Origin of the sequence: Burkholderia sp. PAMC 26561, assembly GCF_001557535.2 — a bacterium.
In the GTDB taxonomy this organism is placed as follows: domain Bacteria; phylum Pseudomonadota; class Gammaproteobacteria; order Burkholderiales; family Burkholderiaceae; genus Caballeronia.
The window spans coordinates 25,109-41,697 of sequence record NZ_CP014315.1 but is presented as its reverse complement, the minus strand read 5'-3'; the positions used below and the strand labels follow the sequence as shown (position 1 = coordinate 41,697).

General features: G+C 60.5%; 16 protein-coding genes and 1 pseudogene. 10 read left to right on the top strand and 7 right to left on the bottom strand.

Translation table 11 applies throughout. The annotated features are described in order from the left end of the window. Window positions 1–13 precede the first annotated feature (13 nt). Window positions 14–901: an SDR family oxidoreductase gene (locus AXG89_RS34815; RefSeq protein ID WP_062001512.1), complete on the bottom strand. Its 888-nt coding sequence runs from the start codon at window positions 899–901 to the stop codon at window positions 14–16. A gap of 100 nt (window positions 902–1,001) precedes the next feature. Here AXG89_RS34815 and AXG89_RS34810 point away from each other — a divergent pair, with 100 nt between their 5' ends. Continuing rightward, window positions 1,002–1,844 carry a helix-turn-helix transcriptional regulator gene (locus AXG89_RS34810; protein ID WP_062001513.1) on the top strand — a complete coding sequence of 281 codons (843 nt, stop codon included), beginning with the start codon at window positions 1,002–1,004 and terminating at the stop codon, window positions 1,842–1,844. A gap of 63 nt (window positions 1,845–1,907) precedes the next feature. On the opposite strand, the gene AXG89_RS34805 is transcribed toward AXG89_RS34810, so the two are convergent. Beyond that, entirely contained in the window at window positions 1,908–2,825 is a 918-nt protein-coding gene (locus AXG89_RS34805; protein ID WP_075358033.1) for an AraC family transcriptional regulator, read from the bottom strand. 105 nt (window positions 2,826–2,930) lie between these two features. Here AXG89_RS34805 and AXG89_RS34800 point away from each other — a divergent pair, with 105 nt between their 5' ends. The 4 genes from AXG89_RS34800 to AXG89_RS34785 all read left to right on the top strand — a co-directional run bounded on the left by AXG89_RS34800 (window position 2,931) and on the right by AXG89_RS34785 (window position 6,745). Further along, entirely contained in the window at window positions 2,931–3,680 is a 750-nt protein-coding gene (locus tag AXG89_RS34800) for an SDR family oxidoreductase (RefSeq protein ID WP_062001515.1), read from the top strand. Between the two features lie 64 nt (window positions 3,681–3,744). Further along, window positions 3,745–4,503 (top strand): SDR family NAD(P)-dependent oxidoreductase, encoded by a 759-nt coding sequence (locus AXG89_RS34795; protein WP_075358032.1) that lies wholly within the window; start codon window positions 3,745–3,747, stop codon window positions 4,501–4,503. Between the two features lie 144 nt (window positions 4,504–4,647). Beyond that, window positions 4,648–5,631, top strand: a complete 984-nt coding sequence (locus AXG89_RS34790; protein ID WP_086386606.1) for a hypothetical protein — start codon at window positions 4,648–4,650, stop codon at window positions 5,629–5,631. 208 nt (window positions 5,632–5,839) lie between these two features. Beyond that, window positions 5,840–6,745, top strand: a complete 906-nt coding sequence (locus AXG89_RS34785; RefSeq protein WP_075358030.1) for a DUF72 domain-containing protein — start codon at window positions 5,840–5,842, stop codon at window positions 6,743–6,745. Between the two features lie 10 nt (window positions 6,746–6,755). On the opposite strand, the gene AXG89_RS34780 is transcribed toward AXG89_RS34785, so the two are convergent. Next, complete coding sequence (locus AXG89_RS34780; protein ID WP_062001519.1) at window positions 6,756–7,532, bottom strand: NAD(P)H-dependent oxidoreductase; 777 nt, start codon at window positions 7,530–7,532, stop codon at window positions 6,756–6,758. Window positions 7,533–7,617: 85 nt separating this feature from the next. Here AXG89_RS34780 and AXG89_RS34775 point away from each other — a divergent pair, with 85 nt between their 5' ends. Next, the gene (locus tag AXG89_RS34775) at window positions 7,618–8,517 is read left to right on the top strand and encodes a LysR family transcriptional regulator (protein WP_083637749.1); all 900 of its coding nucleotides are present in this window, start codon (window positions 7,618–7,620) and stop codon (window positions 8,515–8,517) included. On the opposite strand, the gene gcvA is transcribed toward AXG89_RS34775, so the two are convergent. After that, window positions 8,492–9,439, bottom strand: a complete 948-nt coding sequence (gene gcvA / locus AXG89_RS34770; RefSeq protein ID WP_075358028.1) for a transcriptional regulator GcvA — start codon at window positions 9,437–9,439, stop codon at window positions 8,492–8,494. The genes AXG89_RS34775 and gcvA overlap by 26 nt on opposite strands. 111 nt (window positions 9,440–9,550) lie before the next feature. Here gcvA and leuC point away from each other — a divergent pair. The 4 genes and pseudogenes from leuC to AXG89_RS34750 all read left to right on the top strand — a co-directional run bounded on the left by leuC (window position 9,551) and on the right by AXG89_RS34750 (window position 14,182). After that, a pseudogene (leuC, locus tag AXG89_RS34765) lies at window positions 9,551–10,980 on the top strand (3-isopropylmalate dehydratase large subunit). Beyond that, window positions 10,980–11,570: a 3-isopropylmalate dehydratase small subunit gene (gene leuD / locus AXG89_RS34760; RefSeq protein ID WP_075358026.1), complete on the top strand. Its 591-nt coding sequence runs from the start codon at window positions 10,980–10,982 to the stop codon at window positions 11,568–11,570. The pseudogene leuC and the gene leuD overlap by 1 nt, the downstream one beginning before the upstream one ends. A gap of 43 nt (window positions 11,571–11,613) precedes the next feature. Next, window positions 11,614–12,681, top strand: coding sequence for a 3-isopropylmalate dehydrogenase (gene leuB / locus AXG89_RS34755; protein WP_075358025.1), 1,068 nt, complete (start codon window positions 11,614–11,616; stop codon window positions 12,679–12,681). A gap of 85 nt (window positions 12,682–12,766) precedes the next feature. Continuing rightward, window positions 12,767–14,182 carry an MFS transporter gene (locus AXG89_RS34750; RefSeq protein WP_062002310.1) on the top strand — a complete coding sequence of 472 codons (1,416 nt, stop codon included), beginning with the start codon at window positions 12,767–12,769 and terminating at the stop codon, window positions 14,180–14,182. A 12-nt stretch (window positions 14,183–14,194) separates the two neighbouring features. Here the strand turns inward: AXG89_RS34750 and AXG89_RS34745 are convergent, their stop codons facing one another. From AXG89_RS34745 to AXG89_RS34735, 3 genes are all read right to left on the bottom strand, one after another. Continuing rightward, entirely contained in the window at window positions 14,195–14,920 is a 726-nt protein-coding gene (locus AXG89_RS34745) for an MBL fold metallo-hydrolase (protein ID WP_075358023.1), read from the bottom strand. Beyond that, window positions 14,917–15,522, bottom strand: coding sequence for a DUF6875 domain-containing protein (locus tag AXG89_RS34740; RefSeq protein ID WP_075358022.1), 606 nt, complete (start codon window positions 15,520–15,522; stop codon window positions 14,917–14,919). Before AXG89_RS34740 ends, AXG89_RS34745 begins: the two co-directional genes overlap by 4 nt. A gap of 120 nt (window positions 15,523–15,642) precedes the next feature. Beyond that, entirely contained in the window at window positions 15,643–16,587 is a 945-nt protein-coding gene (locus tag AXG89_RS34735; RefSeq protein ID WP_075358170.1) for an ATP-grasp fold amidoligase family protein, read from the bottom strand. Between the last annotated feature and the right edge of the window lie 2 nt (window positions 16,588–16,589).

Sequence of the window (16,589 nt, the reverse complement as noted above, 5' to 3'; positions counted from 1 at the left end):
GCGAACGCGCTGATCAGACGAACCGCGCTTGGTTCAGATCCTCGATAAGCGTCGGCCCCGTCGGAATCCAGCCCAATCGAGCTTGCGTGAGGGCGCTGGATGCCGGCATATCGAGGCCGACGAACATTCCCATCCATCCGAAATGTGCCGCTGCTTCCTCCGCGGTGATCGAAGCGACCGGCAGATTCAGGCCCCGGCCGAGGGATTCTGCGATAGCCCGGCTCGTGATGCCTTCTTCGCCCACTGCGTGATAACGCGCCCCCTGATTGCCTGCCTCCACTGCGAGCCGGTAGAGACGTGCAACATCGGAAAGGTGACCGGCTGGCCAGCGGTTGAGGCCGTCGCCCACATAGGCCGAGACGCCTTTCTCGCGTGCGACTGCGACGAGCGGCGAAATCAGTCCCTGCTTGAATGGATTGTGGACCTGGGGCAGCCGCACGACGGACACATTGATGCCCGTCTCGAGAAGCGCATTCCCGGCTAGTTCCGACGCAATACGTGGATTGGGATGACTGGTATTGAAGACGTCTTCGAGCGCCGGTTCGCCGTGCTGACCGCTGCCCATTCCCGTTCCCGAGGTGATGACGAGGGGCCGGTCGGAGCCTGCGAGTGCGGAGCCAAGGGCGGCGATGGCGCACTTGTCCTTTTCACAGTTTTCGACGAATTTGGTGAAGTCGTGGTCGAACGCAGTATGAATGACCGCATCCGCTTGCGCTGCGCCGCTGCGCAGGCTTTCGGGATCCTCCAGCGTGCCGCGATGCACCCCGGCGCCGGCGGCTTCGAGTGCGCGCGCTCCATCGTCCGAACGGGTCATGCCGATAACATGATGACCTGCTTGAATGAGTTCCGGAACGAGAGCCGATCCGATGAATCCTGTCGCGCCCGTAAGAAAAATACGCATGGTTGTTGCCTCGCTGGATAGTAAGGAGCCTACTATCCGGCGATTTTCTATTCCTTTAAAGTAGTGAGATCATCATATTAAGATGACTAACAGGGTCCTCATGCCGATCAGCACGCCCAGTTCCTTAGGAGTCTTTCTACGCAACCGCCGAACGCGGCTGGACCCGGCCGCGTTCGGGTTTTCGGGACCCAGGCGCACGCCGGGGTTGCGCAGGGAAGAGGTTGCATTGCGGGCGCATATCAGCCCGACCTGGTACACGTGGCTGGAACAGGGACGTGGCGGCGCGCCATCGTCAGACGTATTGGACCGGATCGCCGGCGCGTTGATGCTGACGGAGCCGGAGCGCGAATATCTTTTCGTATTGGGGCTGGGACGGCCGCCGGAAGTCCGCTATACGTCTGTAGACGGTGTCAGTCCCCGGCTGCAGCGCCTGCTCGATTCGCTCGATGGAAGTCCCGCTCTGATCAAGACCGCTACCTGGGACGTCGTTGCGTGGAACCGTGCCGCGGCCATCGTGCTGACCGACTATGGCGCACTGCCGGCAGATCAGCGCAACATCTTGCGCTTCCTGTTTTGCAATCCCGCTATTCGCGCCAAGCAGCATGACTGGCAAAACATCGCCCGGTTTGTTGTCGGTGCGTTCAGGGCGGATGCCGCGCGGGCGGGTGCCGTGTCTGAGGTCAATGAACTCGTGGACGAGCTTTGCAGGGCCAGTCCGGAGTTCGAAGTCCTGTGGCGGGAGAACGAGGTGCACGGTCACGGAGACGGAACGAAGGAACTGATGCACCCGGAGCTCGGGACTGTTGAACTGGAATACTCATCGTTTTCAGTCGATGGCCGGCCGGATCTCGGATTGATCGTCTACACACCGGTCGATGCCGCGATCGCGGACCGCATCCGGAAGATGTCCGCGGCTGCGCAACCTGTCGAGAGCACGACTTGATGCTTAATCGGGTTTCGATGGCATCGTCGAAGCGACGCCCATTGATGCGTCATCGCTTCCGGATCACGTGTCGTCGGTGACGACCTGTTCCTCGCGCGCATATTGCGACGGCGGCCGCCCGACGTGCCGCGTGAAGGCGACGCTGAAAGTGCTCGCGGAGCTGTAGCCCACGCGCTGTGCGATCTCGGCGACACGGCCTTCACTTCGGCGCAGCAGGTCTTTCGCAAGCGCCATGCGCCAGGTGAGCAGATATTCCATTGGCGCCACGCCGACCGCCCGGTTGAAGCGTTCGAAGAAGGTCGATCGCGACAGCGCGGCCTCTTTTGCGAGCTCGGCAACCGTCCATGCTCGCGTCGGCTGTGCGTGCATACCGCGGATCGCGGCCGCAAGGCGCGCATCGGACAGTCCCCGCACCAGGCCCGGCGATGCCGTCGTCTCAGCCGTGGACCGCAACGCCTCGATAAGCAGCACCTCCAGCAACCGCGACAGCACGACCTCGCGAGCGGGCCGCTGTCCGCGTGATTCATCTCTTACCAGTTGCACGAGAGTGGCAAGCCGCTGTTCGCCGCGGACATGCACGATTTGCGGCAGCAACGCGACCAGCAGGGACGCGTCCGGTGAACCGAAGCTGCAGTGACCCGCCATCAACCGCGTATCGATGGGGCTGTCAGCGTCCCCGATCCTGAATTCATTGTTGCCGAGCGCGGTGGGCGCCAGCGTCTCGACGCCCGGGGGTGGCGGCACGAGGCTGGACATTGCAACGCCATACGCGGCGGGAATCAGCATGAAGTCGCCGGAGATGAGCTCGATTGGCTCGTGTCCGTCAATCGCAACCCGGCACCCGCCCTCGAGCACCACGCAATAGGACGGCTGGCCGGCATCGGAGCGGTTCACGCGCCAGGGACTGGCGCCAAAAACCAGTTTGGAAAACCGGGCGTTCGGCTGCAGCAGCAGCACGACTTCGGCCAAAGGGTCGATCACAGCCGGACTCCTGCAGATGAAATTCGGACTTTTGATTGTAGCAAGTACTGGTTCGGCGGTCTATCGTGGGAGCCATACGCACACCACCCCAACAAAGGAGTTCACATGAAAACCGTACTGATCACGGGTTGCTCTTCCGGATTCGGCCTTGAAACAGCCCGCTATTTCCTGGCCCGCGACTGGCAAGTCATCGCCACGATGCGCACGCCCCGCGCCGATGTACTGCCGCCTTCAGAGCGGCTGCGCGTGCTGGCGCTCGACGTCACGGATCCGGAAAGCATCCGCAAGGCTATTGAGGCGGCCGGGCCTATCGACGTCCTTGTCAACAACGCGGGCATCGGTGCGGCATCTCCGGCGGAGTTCACCCCGATTGCGACCGTGCGCGGCATCTTCGAGACCAACACGTTTGGCACGATCGCGGTGACGCAGGCGGTGCTGCCGCAGTTCCGGGAACGCAAGGCCGGCGTCGTAGTAAATGTGACGTCGAGCGTCACGCTGAGGGCAATGCCTTTGATCTCCGCTTACCGCGCAAGCAAGGCGGCGGTAAACGCCTTCACCGAGGCAATGGCGCTGGAACTCGAGCCCTTCGGCGTGCGGGCGCGCCTGGTGCTGCCGGGCCGTGCGCCCGATACCCGGTTCGCCGACAACGCCCACGCGCACATGCATGGTCTCGACCACGAGGCTTACGCCGGTGTCGTCAAGCAAGTCTTCGCGCAGTTCCAGGACACGTCTGCACCGACCACCCGGTCACAGGACGTTGCCGAAGCCGTCTGGCGCGCGGCAACCGATCCGTCGTCTCCGATGCGCATCCCGGCCGGCGCCGACGCCGAAGCATGGGCGGCCGAGGTTGGCTGAGCGCCCGGAGCAAACACGAAAATCGCTTCTATGCGCTACGGCGCAACATGACAAGGAGATTGCCATGCATGACAAACGCGTTGCTCTTGTGACCGGGGCCAATCAGGGAATCGGTCTTCAGATCGCGAAGGAACTCGTGGCGCGCGGTCTGACGGTGCTGGTCGGATCGCGCAACCCTGAACGCGGTGAGGTGGCGGCCAGCGAAGTGGGTGCCGGCGCTGTCGCGCTTCAACTCGACGTGACGGATCATGCTTCGATCGCATCCGCTGCCGAGCGGGTTCGGAATGAATTTGGCCGCCTCGATCTGCTCATCCAGAATGCGGCCGTTTCGAACACGAAGAAGCAGCCCGGGCAGACCGTCGAGGAGTATTCGAGCACGACACGACCGAGCAATGTATCTCTCGATGAAATGCGCGCAGTGTGGGACACCAATGTCTTCGGTGTGCTTGCCGTGTATCAGGCCATGCTGCCAATTTTGCGCAAGACGCCGGGTGCCCGCATCATCAACGTATCGAGCGGCGTCGGGTCGTTGACGACGAATCTGGACCCGGCTTTCCCGTATCGCGGGATCTTTGGGCCCGTCTACCCCGCGTCCAAGACGGCGCTCAATGCCTTGACGGTCGCCATGGCTATCGAACTGGAGCAGGAGGGCATCAAGGTCCACGCCGTTTCTCCAGGTTTTACCAAGACGAACCTCAACGGCTATGCGGGCACCGATACTGTCGAGGAAGGGGCGCGCGAGGTGGTCCGCGTTGCAATGCTGGATGCGGACAGCCCGACAGGAACGTTCACACGATGGAACGATGTGACGATCCCGTGGTGATTCATCGGGCGATAGCCCCTGGTTCGGGGAAGTACCTCGACTGAAAGTGGATCGAGATAAGCGGTTCAAGACAAACCACCCCGGACTCGCGTGCGGTAAATTGCTTTCCTGGCGGGTATGTCTCGCCATACGGAGAGAACCCGCATGCGATCTTCGGCCCGAAACCACCGTAACCTTGCGCCGGTCCTTGTGGTCCGGTTCTTTGTCGTTCTTTCGATCGTCACACACGCGGCATATGCCGTTGCGCAATCCAGCCGCGATCTCATCGGCGCTGCGCGTCTCGGGTCAGGTTATTCGCAAATCCTGAACTTGACCGCATCCCCGGACATCAGCTCCGCACACCTCGACATCTCGAATGGTGTCGCTCCCCATTCATTCACCATCACGCGAATTCCCTATGAGGGTAGTCTGCTTACCTTCTCCGATCAAAACAGTATTGGCTGGCGGGTTTCCGGTGGTTACTTTCGCGAAAAGGACGAACTCGCGATTGGCGGCCTGGACGGCGCGCCGGGCAGTGTCGCGAGCAAGTGGTCGGCCTTCAGCGCAACGGGCGGTCTGTTCCTGAAAAGCAAACTCGGATATGGATTCACATTCGAGCCCGGCCTGGACCTGAGCATGGCCAGGTTGCTCAATGACGCTTCGTATAAGGGTGCGGCCGCCGGCCTTAAACCTCTCACCGACGGGCCGTTGTTCAACTGGCACGAGAATGCGTGGCTGGTCACGCCGAACGCCGCGCTCGAATGGACGACGAACATAGCGTCAGCACAGACGCTGACGATTCGCGGGCATATCGCGTGGTCGTGGATCTCCAGCTTTGACGAGTCGGATCCCTTGTTGCGATTCAGGGAAACGGCCGGTTCATGGTCGATCCAGTCGGCTTACACAGGACCGACCGGCGCTCAGCTATTTGCCCGCCCGCTGAATTATGTCGTCAATGCGGGATACGGCGGATTCTTCGGGGCCAATCACAGCGCGCTCGGGTTTTCGACGTTGGCGAACATCGGCGGTGGATTCGACCTTCCCATCTCAAGAGACGACGCTCAGGCCAAACACGTGCGCGTGGGCGGGGCGTATCTGGTTGGTCCCCACGTCAGCGGCTGGACGGTGAGTCTCGGCCTGACTTATTGAATGGTGGAGCGGGCGGACACGCTACGCACGCTAATCGAAGCCGTTCCCTCCAGACCGAAGTGCTTGGCTTCGAGTTTTCCACAGACCAACTTGCCAATTGATACTGTATGGATGTACAGTATTTTATTTGTATTCTGATTCCATCGGAAACAATTGGTGTTGGCGCCAACGCCAATATGCGATCAACAAATTAAAGAGGACACGTGCGGTGAGCATCCTGGTCGGCACGGCGTCATGGACGGATCCCACGCTCATCAAGTGCAAGCGTTTTTATCCGCCGGGGTGTTCGAGCGCGGAAGCGCGCTTGCGCCATTACGCGTCCATTTTTCCTATCGTGGAAGTGGATTCGAGTTACTACGCTATGCCAAACGCGACAAATTCGGTGCTATGGGCTGAGCGAACGTCGCCGGAATTCGTGTTCAACATCAAGGCGTTCCGGTTGTTCACCGGTCATCAGACTGCGCGCGACATGTTTCCCGCCGACATGCAGCCGCACCTGCCGCAGAATGGCAAAACGAGCTTGTACTACAAGGATTTATCGGCGGAAATGCAGCAGGAATTGTGGTGCCGGTATTTCGAAGCCATTGAACCACTACGTGCTTCGGGCAAGCTCGGCGCGGTGCACTTCCAGTTTGCGCCGTGGGTGATCTGCAATCCGCATGGCATCCGCCATGTCGAACATTGTGCGGACGTCATGAGCGCCATGGACGGCTGCACCATGGCGGTCGAATTCCGCAATCAGACATGGTTCGATGCAAAGCGCCGCGACTCCACGCTCGCCATGGAGCGCGAGCGCGGACTGGTGAACGTGGTGGTCGACGAACCGCAGGGATTCAGCAACAGCATTCCGGCCATCTGGGAAACAACACACCCGGGGCTCGCATTGATCCGTCTGCACGGGCGCAATCACGAGACGTGGAATATCAAGGGGGCGGTGGCGTCGTCGTCGAGATTTCACTACGAGTACAACGACGAAGAACTCGATCCCATCGCGAGCCAGATCATCGAGATCTCGAAAGCCGTGGAGATGACCCACGTGATCTTCAACACCAATTACGAAGACCAGGGACAACGGAACGCGTTGAAGCTGATGGGGTTCCTTGACCACGCGTGACATTGAAAGCTTACTCGATGTGCACGCCGAAACCCGCCTGGCCCGGCGCCATATCGGCGCGTAATGTGAGTTCGGGAATGTCGTACGCCCCGGCGTTTTGCCGGCGATACGCAATCGGCTTGGCGGTCCAAAGGGCATCGAGACGTTGTCCGAGTGCATCGAGCGCTTTCGCGAATCGCGCCTCGTCCACTTTCCCCGTCCGATAAATCACGAAGGGCGGCAGCACATCGAAGCCCGGGTAATAGAGAATCCCATGCTGGATGGGGAACAGGAGGTCGTCTATCGGACCATTGATGCCGCGTGCCGCGTAGTGAGATTCCCAGCCGCCCGTAGTCACCATCAGCATTGCCCGTTTTCCGGCCAGCGTGCCTTCGCCATAACGGTCGCCCCAGTGCTTGTCCGAGTGCTCGCCTACGCCGTACGCAAAGCCGTAAGCGTAGACGCGTTCCACCCAGCCTTTCAGGATTGCCGGCATGGAGAACCACCACAGTGGAAACTGCAGGATGACGGCATCCGCCCAGCGCAACTTGTCTTGTTCCTCTGCGATGTCCCTGGTCTGGCGGCCGTTCTCGAATGCGAGCTTCGAGTCGAGCGCGGGGTCGAAACGTTCGGAGGCTTGCCCGTCCATGCTGTCGCTGGCGTCGAGCGATGCTTTCCATTTCATTGCATACAGGTCCGATACCTTCACTGCGTGACCTGCATTCTCCAAGCGTGTGACCGCGAAATCCTTCAGCGAACCATTCAGTGACTTTGGTTCGGGATGTGCATAGACAATAAGAACGTTCATGGTTCGACCCTTCAGTGCTGAAAGAAGCAGCGTAGACCGTCGTCCGGTATAGTGGAAATGAATATCCAACATGCCAGGTATTGCCATGAATGATCTCAGGCGTCTCGATCTGAACCTCTTGCTGACGCTCGACGTCCTGCTTTCGGAGCACAACGTGACGCGCACAGCAGAGCGCCTGAACTTTTCGCAGCCGTCGGTGAGCGTTCATCTCGCGAAGTTGCGCGATGTGTTCGGCGATCCGCTGTTGTTGCCGGGACCGCGAGGCATGCGGCCCACGACAAGAGCCGACGAGTTGCGCGAACCGTTGCGGCAGGCACTCGAAGCGCTCGGGCGCGCGGTATCGCCGGCGAGTCCTTTCAGTCCTGCCGAAGCAAGCAACACCTGGCGCGTGGCGGCTGCCGACTATGCCGAATCCACAGTGCTGTTACCCGCGATGGCCGGATTGCGGACGGCTGCGCCCGGCACACGGCTGGCAATCATGGAAATGTCACCGTCGCGGATTGCGCGGCAAGCGGAACGCGGAGAGATCGACCTCGCGTTTCATACCAGCGATGGCGCGCCGGAAGGCCTGCACAGGCGGGTGCTTTTCACCGAGCGATACGTGCTGGCCGGACGTGCGGGTCATCCGCGTTTGAAGCGCCGGCCGACGCTCGCGCAATTTTGCGCGCTCGAGCATGTGATCGTATCGACGGATGGCGGCGGGTTTCGCGGTATCACGGACGAGGCGCTTGCCGACGCCGGCCTGACGCGCCGGGTCGTGCTTTCCGTACCGCATTTCTTGTTCATGATGCAGGTGCTGGCGAGCACGGACCTTGTCGCGATGATGCCGTCGCGGCTGGTCCGCAACGTCAGCACGCTGCGCGTGGTCGAAGCACCCGTCGATGTTCCCGGCTACGACCTGGCCATGCTCTGGCATGAGCGGTCGCACAGGGACGCCGCGCATCGATGGTTGAGGGAGTTCATTGTGGCGGGGGTAAACCGGTGATGGCCGGGGCCGACAAGCCGCGCTCATAGTCCACGGCTTCCCAAACCAGCCACGCTTCAAACGCCTCGAGTTGCGGCGACTTCGCTCCAACCTGCGAGCACGCGAGGTAATACGCCCCTGGCGTGGAAACCTGCAGATCAAACGGTGAGACCAGCCGTCCGCTACGCAAGTCATCCTCTATCAACGCGCGCACCGCAATCATCACGCCCAGGTCATCTATGGCGCCCTGATATGCGAGCGCCGCGTTATCGAAATCAATGTGCCCCTCGCTTTCCAGCTCCGTCATCCCGGCTTCGATCATCCAGCGCGACCAGTCCATCGGACGATTCCTCGATGAAAGCAGCGTGTGATGCGCAAGATCCCTGGGGGTTCGCAACGCAGGTCCGCGTTCGAGCAAGGATGGACTGCACACCGGCATCAGCACTTCGCCCAGCAACCGGCGGTGACCCGCGCCCTCGGGAGGAAAAGGATGGGAATGCACGGAGACATCGATATCCTCACGCCGGAAATTCGCGGGCTCGTGAGAGGTGACGACCTGAATATCGATCTTCGGATGCAGCGACTTGAATCGCGTGAGGCGCGGGACCAGCCAGCGCATGGCGAAGGTGGGCGGCAACTTCAGCCGCAAGACCGAACCGTCCGCGTCGTCACGCGCTTCTCGCGTCGCGTAGTCGATCTGGTCGAACACGCTGCTCAGCGCACGGATATAGGTTTCGCCCTTACGGGTAAGTTGTATGCCCCGATGCGTGCGCAAGAAAAGCTTCACCCCGAGCCAGTCCTCCAGCAGCGACACATGGCGGCTGATCGCGCCTTGTGTCACGAGAAGTTCCTTCGCCGCGCCGGTGAAACTCAGGTAGCGCCCGGAGGCTTCGAAGGCGCGCAATGCATTGAGAGGAGGAAGTTTTCGTCGCATATTTCGCATGAGATTTTCTCATGCCGCCCATGATATATCGATCGTTGCACGGGAGACAGAACTGCCTATCATCGTCTCAACAGCGCTGAAGACAACGCTGGTAAAGACGGAGACAACGCAGTGAACCAAACTCCCCCGGCGCCAAGAACGCTATTCGACAAGATCTGGAGCCAGCATCACGTCCTCGAGCGTGAAGACGGCCAGAGCCTGCTTTACGTCGACAGTCATTTCCTTCAGGACGGATCGGCGCCCGCGTTCGAAATGCTGCGCCAGCGCGGCCTGAAAGCGCACGCGCCACAACGCGGATTCGCCACCCCGATCATTACGTGCCCACCGGCAGCCGCGATCTTGCGAGCATAACCGACCCCGAGAAGCGCGCAATGGCCAACGCGCTGCGCGACGACACCAAAAGTCTCGGCATCACCTTCTTCGGCCTCGATGACGTGCGCCAGGGAATCGTCCATGTCGTCGCCCCCGAACAGGGCCTGAGCCGCCCCGGCATGCTGATCGTGTGCGGCGACAGTCATACGTCCACGCATGGCGCAGTCGGCGCACTGGCGTTCGGCATTGGCGCGACGGAGGTGGCGCATGTGCTCGCAACGCAGACCTTGTGGCAGCGCAAACCGAAGGCGCTGCGCATTGCGCTCGAGGGTACGCTGCCTGGGGGCGTCGGCGCGAAGGATGTAATTCTCGCGATCATCGCAAGGATCGGCGCGGGCGGCGCGACCGGCCATGTGATCGAATACGCGGGGCCGGTCATTGAAAGTTTGTCGATGGAAGGCCGCTTCACCATCTGCAACATGTCGATAGAAGCAGGCGGTCGCGCCGGCATGATGGCCCCCGACGACACCACGTTCCACTATCTCGCAGGCAAGCCGTTTGCGCCGCAAGGCGCGCGCTGGGACGAGGAGGTGGCGCGCTGGCGCGGGCTTGCATCGGACGCAGGGGCATCGTACGACAAGGAGATCACGCTCGATGTCAGCACCTTGCAACCCATGGTCACCTGGGGCAACAGTCCGGAAGACGCGCTGCCCATAGATGCCCGCGTGCCCGATCCCGCAGACGCGCCTAATGCCGAGAAGCGCGCCGCGATGCAGCGCACCATGGATTACATGGGCCTTACTCCCGGTATGACGCTCGATGGCCTGACCATTGACCGCGCATTCATAGGCTCGTGTACGAATGGCCGCATCGAGGATCTGCAGGCGGCTGCCGCCGTGGTCAAGGGCCGCAAGGTCGCGCAATCGGTCGAAGCGTGGGTGGTGCCGGGCTCGGGCCTCGTCAAACAGGAAGCGGAAGCGCTGGGTCTCGACCGGATCTTCAAGGACGCCGGTTTCCAGTGGCGCGAAGCCGGTTGCTCGATGTGCCTCGGCACCAATGGCGACACCGTTGCGCCGGGGCAGCGCAGCGCCTCGACCACCAATCGCAATTTCGTCGGCCGGCAAGGTCCCGGTTCGCGCACTCACCTGATGAGCCCCGCGATGGTCGCCGCCGCCGCGTTGAGCGGGCGTCTCACCGACGTGCGGCCCATGCTTGCCGGGGAAATCTGATGGAAGCCTTCGCTCATCTCGATGCGGTCGCACTGCCGGTTGCGCGCCCGAACTGCGACACCGATCAGATCGTGCCTGCACGATACCTGCAGAAACCGCGCTCAGACAATTTTGGCAATTACCTTTTCCGCGACCTTCGATACCACGCGGACGGTTCTGAAAAAGCCGGCTTCCTGCTCAATCTGCCCGCGTATCAGCCGGCGAGGATCGTGGTCGCGAAGGAGAACTTCGCGTGCGGCTCGTCGCGCGAGCACGCGGTCTGGGCGCTGTACGACTACGGCGTGCGCGCGGTGATTGCGCCTAGCGTGGGGGACATCTTTGCGTCGAATGCATCGAAGAACGGACTGTTGATCGTGCTGCTCGCCGCCGATGTCGTCGACGAAATGATCGGCAAGATCGAGGCAAGTCCGGGCTTGCACGTAACCGTCGATCTCGATGCGCAAACCGTGTCCACGCCGGACGGTGTATCGCATACATTCAGTATCGATGCCTATCAGAAGCGTTGCCTGAAGGAAGGTCTCGACGAACTCGGCTACACCCTCACTCAGCTCGACCGGATCGAGGCATTCGAGCGCAACTACGCGTACTGAGTGCCGCCGCGATATTCAATCACGTTCATGTAAAGGACCGGAAATGAAAGTTGCTGTACTGGCGGGCGATGGGATCGGCAAGGAAGTCACGGCGGAGGCGCTCAAGGTTCTGCAGGCGGTCGTGCCAAAAAGCGCGGCGCTTGAAATCAGCCATGCGCCCATAGGCGGCGCGGGCGTGGAAGCAGCGGGCGATCCGCTGCCGGCGGCGACGCTCGACATCGCGCGCAAGTCCGACGCGATCCTGTTCGGCGCCGCAGGCGAACCGGGCGACGAGAAGATTCCCTTCGACATGCGCCCGGGCGCGAGCCTTTTGCGTCTGCGAAAGGCGCTGGGTCTCTTTGCCAACTTTCGCCCCGCGTTTCTCTTCCCGGAACTCGCCGATGCCTCGAGCCTCAAGCGCGAGATTGTCGATGGCCTCGACATCATGATCCTGCGCGAGCTGACCGGCGACCTCTACTTTGGCGAACCGCGCGGCGTAACAATAGAGAACGGCGAACGGGTCGGCGTCAACACCATGCGATATACCGAATCCGAAGTGCGCCGTATCGGGCACGCAGCCTTTCGTGTGGCGCGAACGCGTAACCGCAAGGTCTGCTCCGTCGACAAGGCCAACGTTCTCGAAACCATGCAGCTCTGGCGCGAGGTCATGACGGAAGTCGGCCGGGAATATCCCGACGTGGAACTGACACACACCTTCGTGGATGCAGCCGCGATGATGCTGATGCGCAACCCGCGTCAGTTTGACGTGATCGTGACGGGCAACGTCTTTGGCGACATTCTCTCGGACGCGGCCGCCATGCTGACGGGTTCCATCGGCATGTTGCCTTCGGCTTCACTTGCAAGCGGGCGGCTTGGTTTGTACGAACCGGTACACGGCACGGCGCCTGACATTGCGGGGATGGACATCGCGAATCCGCTGGCCGCGATCCTCTCGGTCGAGATGATGATGCGTCTTTCGTTCGACCTGCCCGAAGCGGGCGACCGCATTCGCCGCGCTGTGAGTTCGGTTCTTGCCGATGGCTACCGTACCGCGGACATCCATCAGCCGGGCACGAAGAGAGTCGGCACGCGAGAGATGGGCGAAGCAGTACTGGCCGCGCTGGGCCGATGAACACGTAGTACACCGGCGCAGCCATGCCGGCGCCGCCTCAAAAAATAGATCATGGCGGCAAAATGCACGCCATGTGGAGACGAAGATGACAGATATCTATGCCGATACGACGATCGCCGTCGCGGACACGTACGCCGGCCAGGTGGCGGCGCGGCTCGACCGGCTGCCGTTCACGCGCACCCTCTGGCGGCTGGTGTTCCTGATCTCGCTTGGCGGCGTCTTCGAGCTGTACGACCTCTTCATGACAGCCTACATTGCGCCGGGGCTCGTCAGGAGCGGCATGTTCAGCAGCGGCTCGGTCGGCTTCTTCGGCATCAACGGTATCGGTTTCTTTGTCTTCTGTACGTTTGCCGGCATGTGGCTTGGCTGCATGGTCTTCGGGTCGATAGCGGACCGGCTTGGACGCCGCTCAATGTTCACCTTCTCGCTCATCTGGTATTCGCTCGCGACCGCCGTGATGGCGTGCCAGACGCATGCCGCGGGCGTCGATATCTGCCGCTTTGTCGCGGCGATCGGCGTCGGGCTGGAACAGGTGACGATCGATACGTTCCTGACCGAGCTCGTGCCGCCGCAGGGACGCGGCAAGGCCTTTGCGTTCTACCAGTTCATCGAGTTCCTGATCGTGCCGGTGGTGGCGCTGCTCGGCTGGCTGCTGGTGCCGATCAGTCCGTTTGGTATCGATGGATGGCGCTGGGTTGCGGCGATCGCTTCGGTCGGCGCCATTGCCGCTTGGTGGCTGCGGCTCGGGCTGCCCGAAAGCCCGCGCTGGCTGTCGCTGCATGGACATGAGGGCGAGGCCGAACGCATCATGCGTGACCTGGAGACGAAGATTGCGCGCGAAGCCGGCATGGCGAAGCTGCCGCCCGCACAGCGCTCGGAGCCTGTCGTTGGCGACGGAAAATTCTCCGAACTGTTCAAGCCGCCTTATGGCAAACGCACGCTCGTCCTGTCTGTTTTCAACCTGACGCAGACCATTGCGTTCTACGGCTTTGGCGCGTGGGTGCCGACATTGCTGATATCGAAGGGCATTCACGTCACCGCGAGCCTTCAGTACGCATTCATCATTGCGCTTGCCAATCCGGTGGGTCCGTTGCTCGGCATCTGGATCGCGGACAAGATGGAGCGCAAGTGGCAGATCGTCAGCGCGGGCGTGGGGATCGGCATCTTCATGATGTTCTTTGCGAAGCAGACCGATCCGCTCTGGATCATCGTGTTCGGCGTGCTGGTGACGCTCTTCAACAACTGGATCTCGTTTGTCTTCCATGGTTTCCAGGCGGAGCAATATCCCACTCGCATACGTGCCCGGGCGATCGGCTTTGTCTATTCATGGAGCCGCGTCAGCGCCGCGCTCGCAGGTTTGCTGATCGGCTTTTTCCTGCGCGAGGGCGGCACGATGGGCGTGGCGTTGTTTATCGGCGCGGCGATGCTCGTGATGATCACGGCGGTCGGCGTGTTTGGTCCGCGTACGCTCAACCGCAGCCTGGAGGAACTCTCGCAGTGAACCGGCTGCGCTTTACCCTTCAACCGTTTCCTTATGCCGGTCCTTGAGGCAGTACTCAATGAGACCGTCGATGGTTGCCGCGACGTTATTGTGAATGGCGGGGCCGTGCATGGGGAAGATCCATTCAATGTCGTATTTCTTGATCTTTTCCAATGCAGCATGCAAGTATTCGATGGACGGAAGGTATCCGGAGTTTTCTATCGACGCCACGATCTCCTGCACGGGGTCGCCCGGGCGTTCTTCCACGGGTCCGTACCGCATGAAGACGTCGGATGAGAAAAGCGCCTTGAGCCGAGGAACGTAGATGACCAGCGCGTCCCACTGGTGAACGTGCTTCGCGAAAATCGGAACGAGTACTTCACCGCTGATGGTGATCGGGACTTCGTCCTTCAAAGGTTTTGTCTTGACGGAGAAAATGTCCGCAAGCGCATGCGAGCAGATCGGATGAGCGTACGCAACCAGATTCTTGTTGAGTGTGATGAAGTCGGGCAGGGCGCCCATTTCATCGGCTTCGAAGTGAGGAACAATGACGCTGTTGACCGTTGCGACATCTATGCCGGCAGACAGCAAGTTCGACTTCATCAGCGGGAAGTCGCCTCGCATTCCGGTCTCGATACAGAGGGTATCGCCAGTCGGAGACTTCAGGAAAAACTGCGAGAAACCCAAGTCGAGCTTCTCGATAAAGATATTGTTTCTGTAGACATGGTCCGCAAAAACATCAACTTTCGACGACTTCATTTATGCGCCTCCATTGCAGTCTCGAATTGGCGAAGGGCGATGCTTCCGCGCCTTCCGAATTTTTCCAGGTATGCGCGCACGTAGTTTTCATCGTCGTACAGGAACGCAATATCCGTTGGCACCATGTTGCGGATGGCAATCAATGGAACCGGCGCTTGCAGCGGGCGAAATTCCTTGTTCCAAAGCCCAGGTTCCGCGCATTCCTGAAAGAACTGACCAATCATCAGGTGCCGTTCAACAAACGCCGGCTTCAGTTGCTTCTGCACATATTCTACTGCGCTTACGATGTCGTCGACTCCGCACGGCACGATGATCCGGCAACGGTAGACGTCCTGCGTCGAGCCGGCTTGCAGGAATTCCTCCATGTGCAATTCCAGGTCCGCCAGGAGATCCGGAACGCTGCTGGAACGATTTCTGTAGAACTCGACCGACCTTTTCAGCAAGGCAGTCTTTGCAAACGGACATACGTCCCCGAGCCTTCCGAGCTCGGTGTTAGGGGCGCATAGAAAATGTTCGATCCAGCCGAGAATCCTGGAGAAGCCTTCGTCGGTTGAGGCTTCTTCAAGAGACAGACGTTCTGAATCTGACAGGCCTGTTGCCATGGTCCAACCTCATCGATGCTGAATTCGGATCACCAGATGGACGCGCGATTTATCAGGATTTATTTTTGCGATCGCCACGGTGTTTATGCCTGTCTCAAGGGCTCGTGTTTCATTCGTCACTTACGATGCCGGCATTTCCCTGATCAACCGGCCCCAGTCATAGTCGAGATCGTCGGGCGTAAAACGCGAGACGCCAGCGCCCGGCGTGAACGTCAGTTCGCCGAAGAATATTTCGTTGTCTGGCGCATAAAGGTCCACGCGCACATAACCGAGCCCTTCTGACAAGACCGAGGCGATCCTGACGATCTCGTCCCAGTTCGGCAACGGCGGCGCAGGAACCGTGCTGCGCGGGTATCCGCCCAGCTCGAAGTCGAGCCGGTTCCAGCGCGCGTCGTAGAAGTCATGTCTTGGACTGCCGAAGCGGTCGGAGACCACGCCCGTATAGATGAACGGCTCGCCTTGCTTGCGGCCGAAGATATTCATTTTCAAATCGGCGGGGACCATGCCGCTCTTGTCGAGCAACAACTTCTCGAAGTAGAGCCGGGGCTTGATCGGCCGATAATGCCGCTCGCGTGAAGCTTGATAAAAATCGGTCGCCAGCCATTCATCCGCGAGATGGCTAAGTTGCTCGAACGACACCGTGGACTTGTCCCGGACCACCTTCACGAATCCGCATCCGTGATTCGCTTTCATGACGAACGAAGCGGGAAGCGAGTCGAATACTTCCCGCGTGAAAACATCGGGCACTGCAATGAGGGGAATCAAATGCTTTTCGCCCACCTTGCTTGCCACGTAGTCACGAACGGCAAGCTTGTCGGTCAGCGTGGTCCACACCGGTTTGGGATGAAGGCAACGATCAAGAACGATTTCATTGAAGGTCGTGGGATTTCGCAGGTTGGGAAAGCGCCCGACTCTCTTGCGATGCGAGATCATGACGAACACATAATCGGGAAGAAAGCGCTTTACCCCTCGAACCAGGCGATTACGGATGGCGCCGCGCTTTTTCTCCGTGGGGGCCTCTGCCGGAAAATGTGTTGCATGCGCCAGCTCGTCGGGGGTGCTCATCG

Coding starts and splice junctions, on each gene's coding strand:
- AXG89_RS34815 (WP_062001512.1), bottom strand. CDS start 901: ATGCGTATTTTTCTTACGGGCGCGACAGGATTCATCGGATCGGCTCTC.
- AXG89_RS34810 (WP_062001513.1), top strand. CDS start 1,002: ATGCCGATCAGCACGCCCAGTTCCTTAGGAGTCTTTCTACGCAACCGC.
- AXG89_RS34800 (WP_062001515.1), top strand. CDS start 2,931: ATGAAAACCGTACTGATCACGGGTTGCTCTTCCGGATTCGGCCTTGAA.
- AXG89_RS34795 (WP_075358032.1), top strand. CDS start 3,745: ATGCATGACAAACGCGTTGCTCTTGTGACCGGGGCCAATCAGGGAATC.
- AXG89_RS34790 (WP_086386606.1), top strand. CDS start 4,648: ATGCGATCTTCGGCCCGAAACCACCGTAACCTTGCGCCGGTCCTTGTG.
- AXG89_RS34780 (WP_062001519.1), bottom strand. CDS start 7,532: ATGAACGTTCTTATTGTCTATGCACATCCCGAACCAAAGTCACTGAAT.
- AXG89_RS34775 (WP_083637749.1), top strand. CDS start 7,618: ATGAATGATCTCAGGCGTCTCGATCTGAACCTCTTGCTGACGCTCGAC.
- gcvA (WP_075358028.1), bottom strand. CDS start 9,439: ATGCGAAATATGCGACGAAAACTTCCTCCTCTCAATGCATTGCGCGCC.
- leuD (WP_075358026.1), top strand. CDS start 10,980: ATGGAAGCCTTCGCTCATCTCGATGCGGTCGCACTGCCGGTTGCGCGC.
- leuB (WP_075358025.1), top strand. CDS start 11,614: ATGAAAGTTGCTGTACTGGCGGGCGATGGGATCGGCAAGGAAGTCACG.
- AXG89_RS34750 (WP_062002310.1), top strand. CDS start 12,767: ATGACAGATATCTATGCCGATACGACGATCGCCGTCGCGGACACGTAC.
- AXG89_RS34745 (WP_075358023.1), bottom strand. CDS start 14,920: ATGAAGTCGTCGAAAGTTGATGTTTTTGCGGACCATGTCTACAGAAAC.
- AXG89_RS34740 (WP_075358022.1), bottom strand. CDS start 15,522: ATGGCAACAGGCCTGTCAGATTCAGAACGTCTGTCTCTTGAAGAAGCC.
- AXG89_RS34735 (WP_075358170.1), bottom strand. CDS start 16,587: ATGAGCACCCCCGACGAGCTGGCGCATGCAACACATTTTCCGGCAGAG.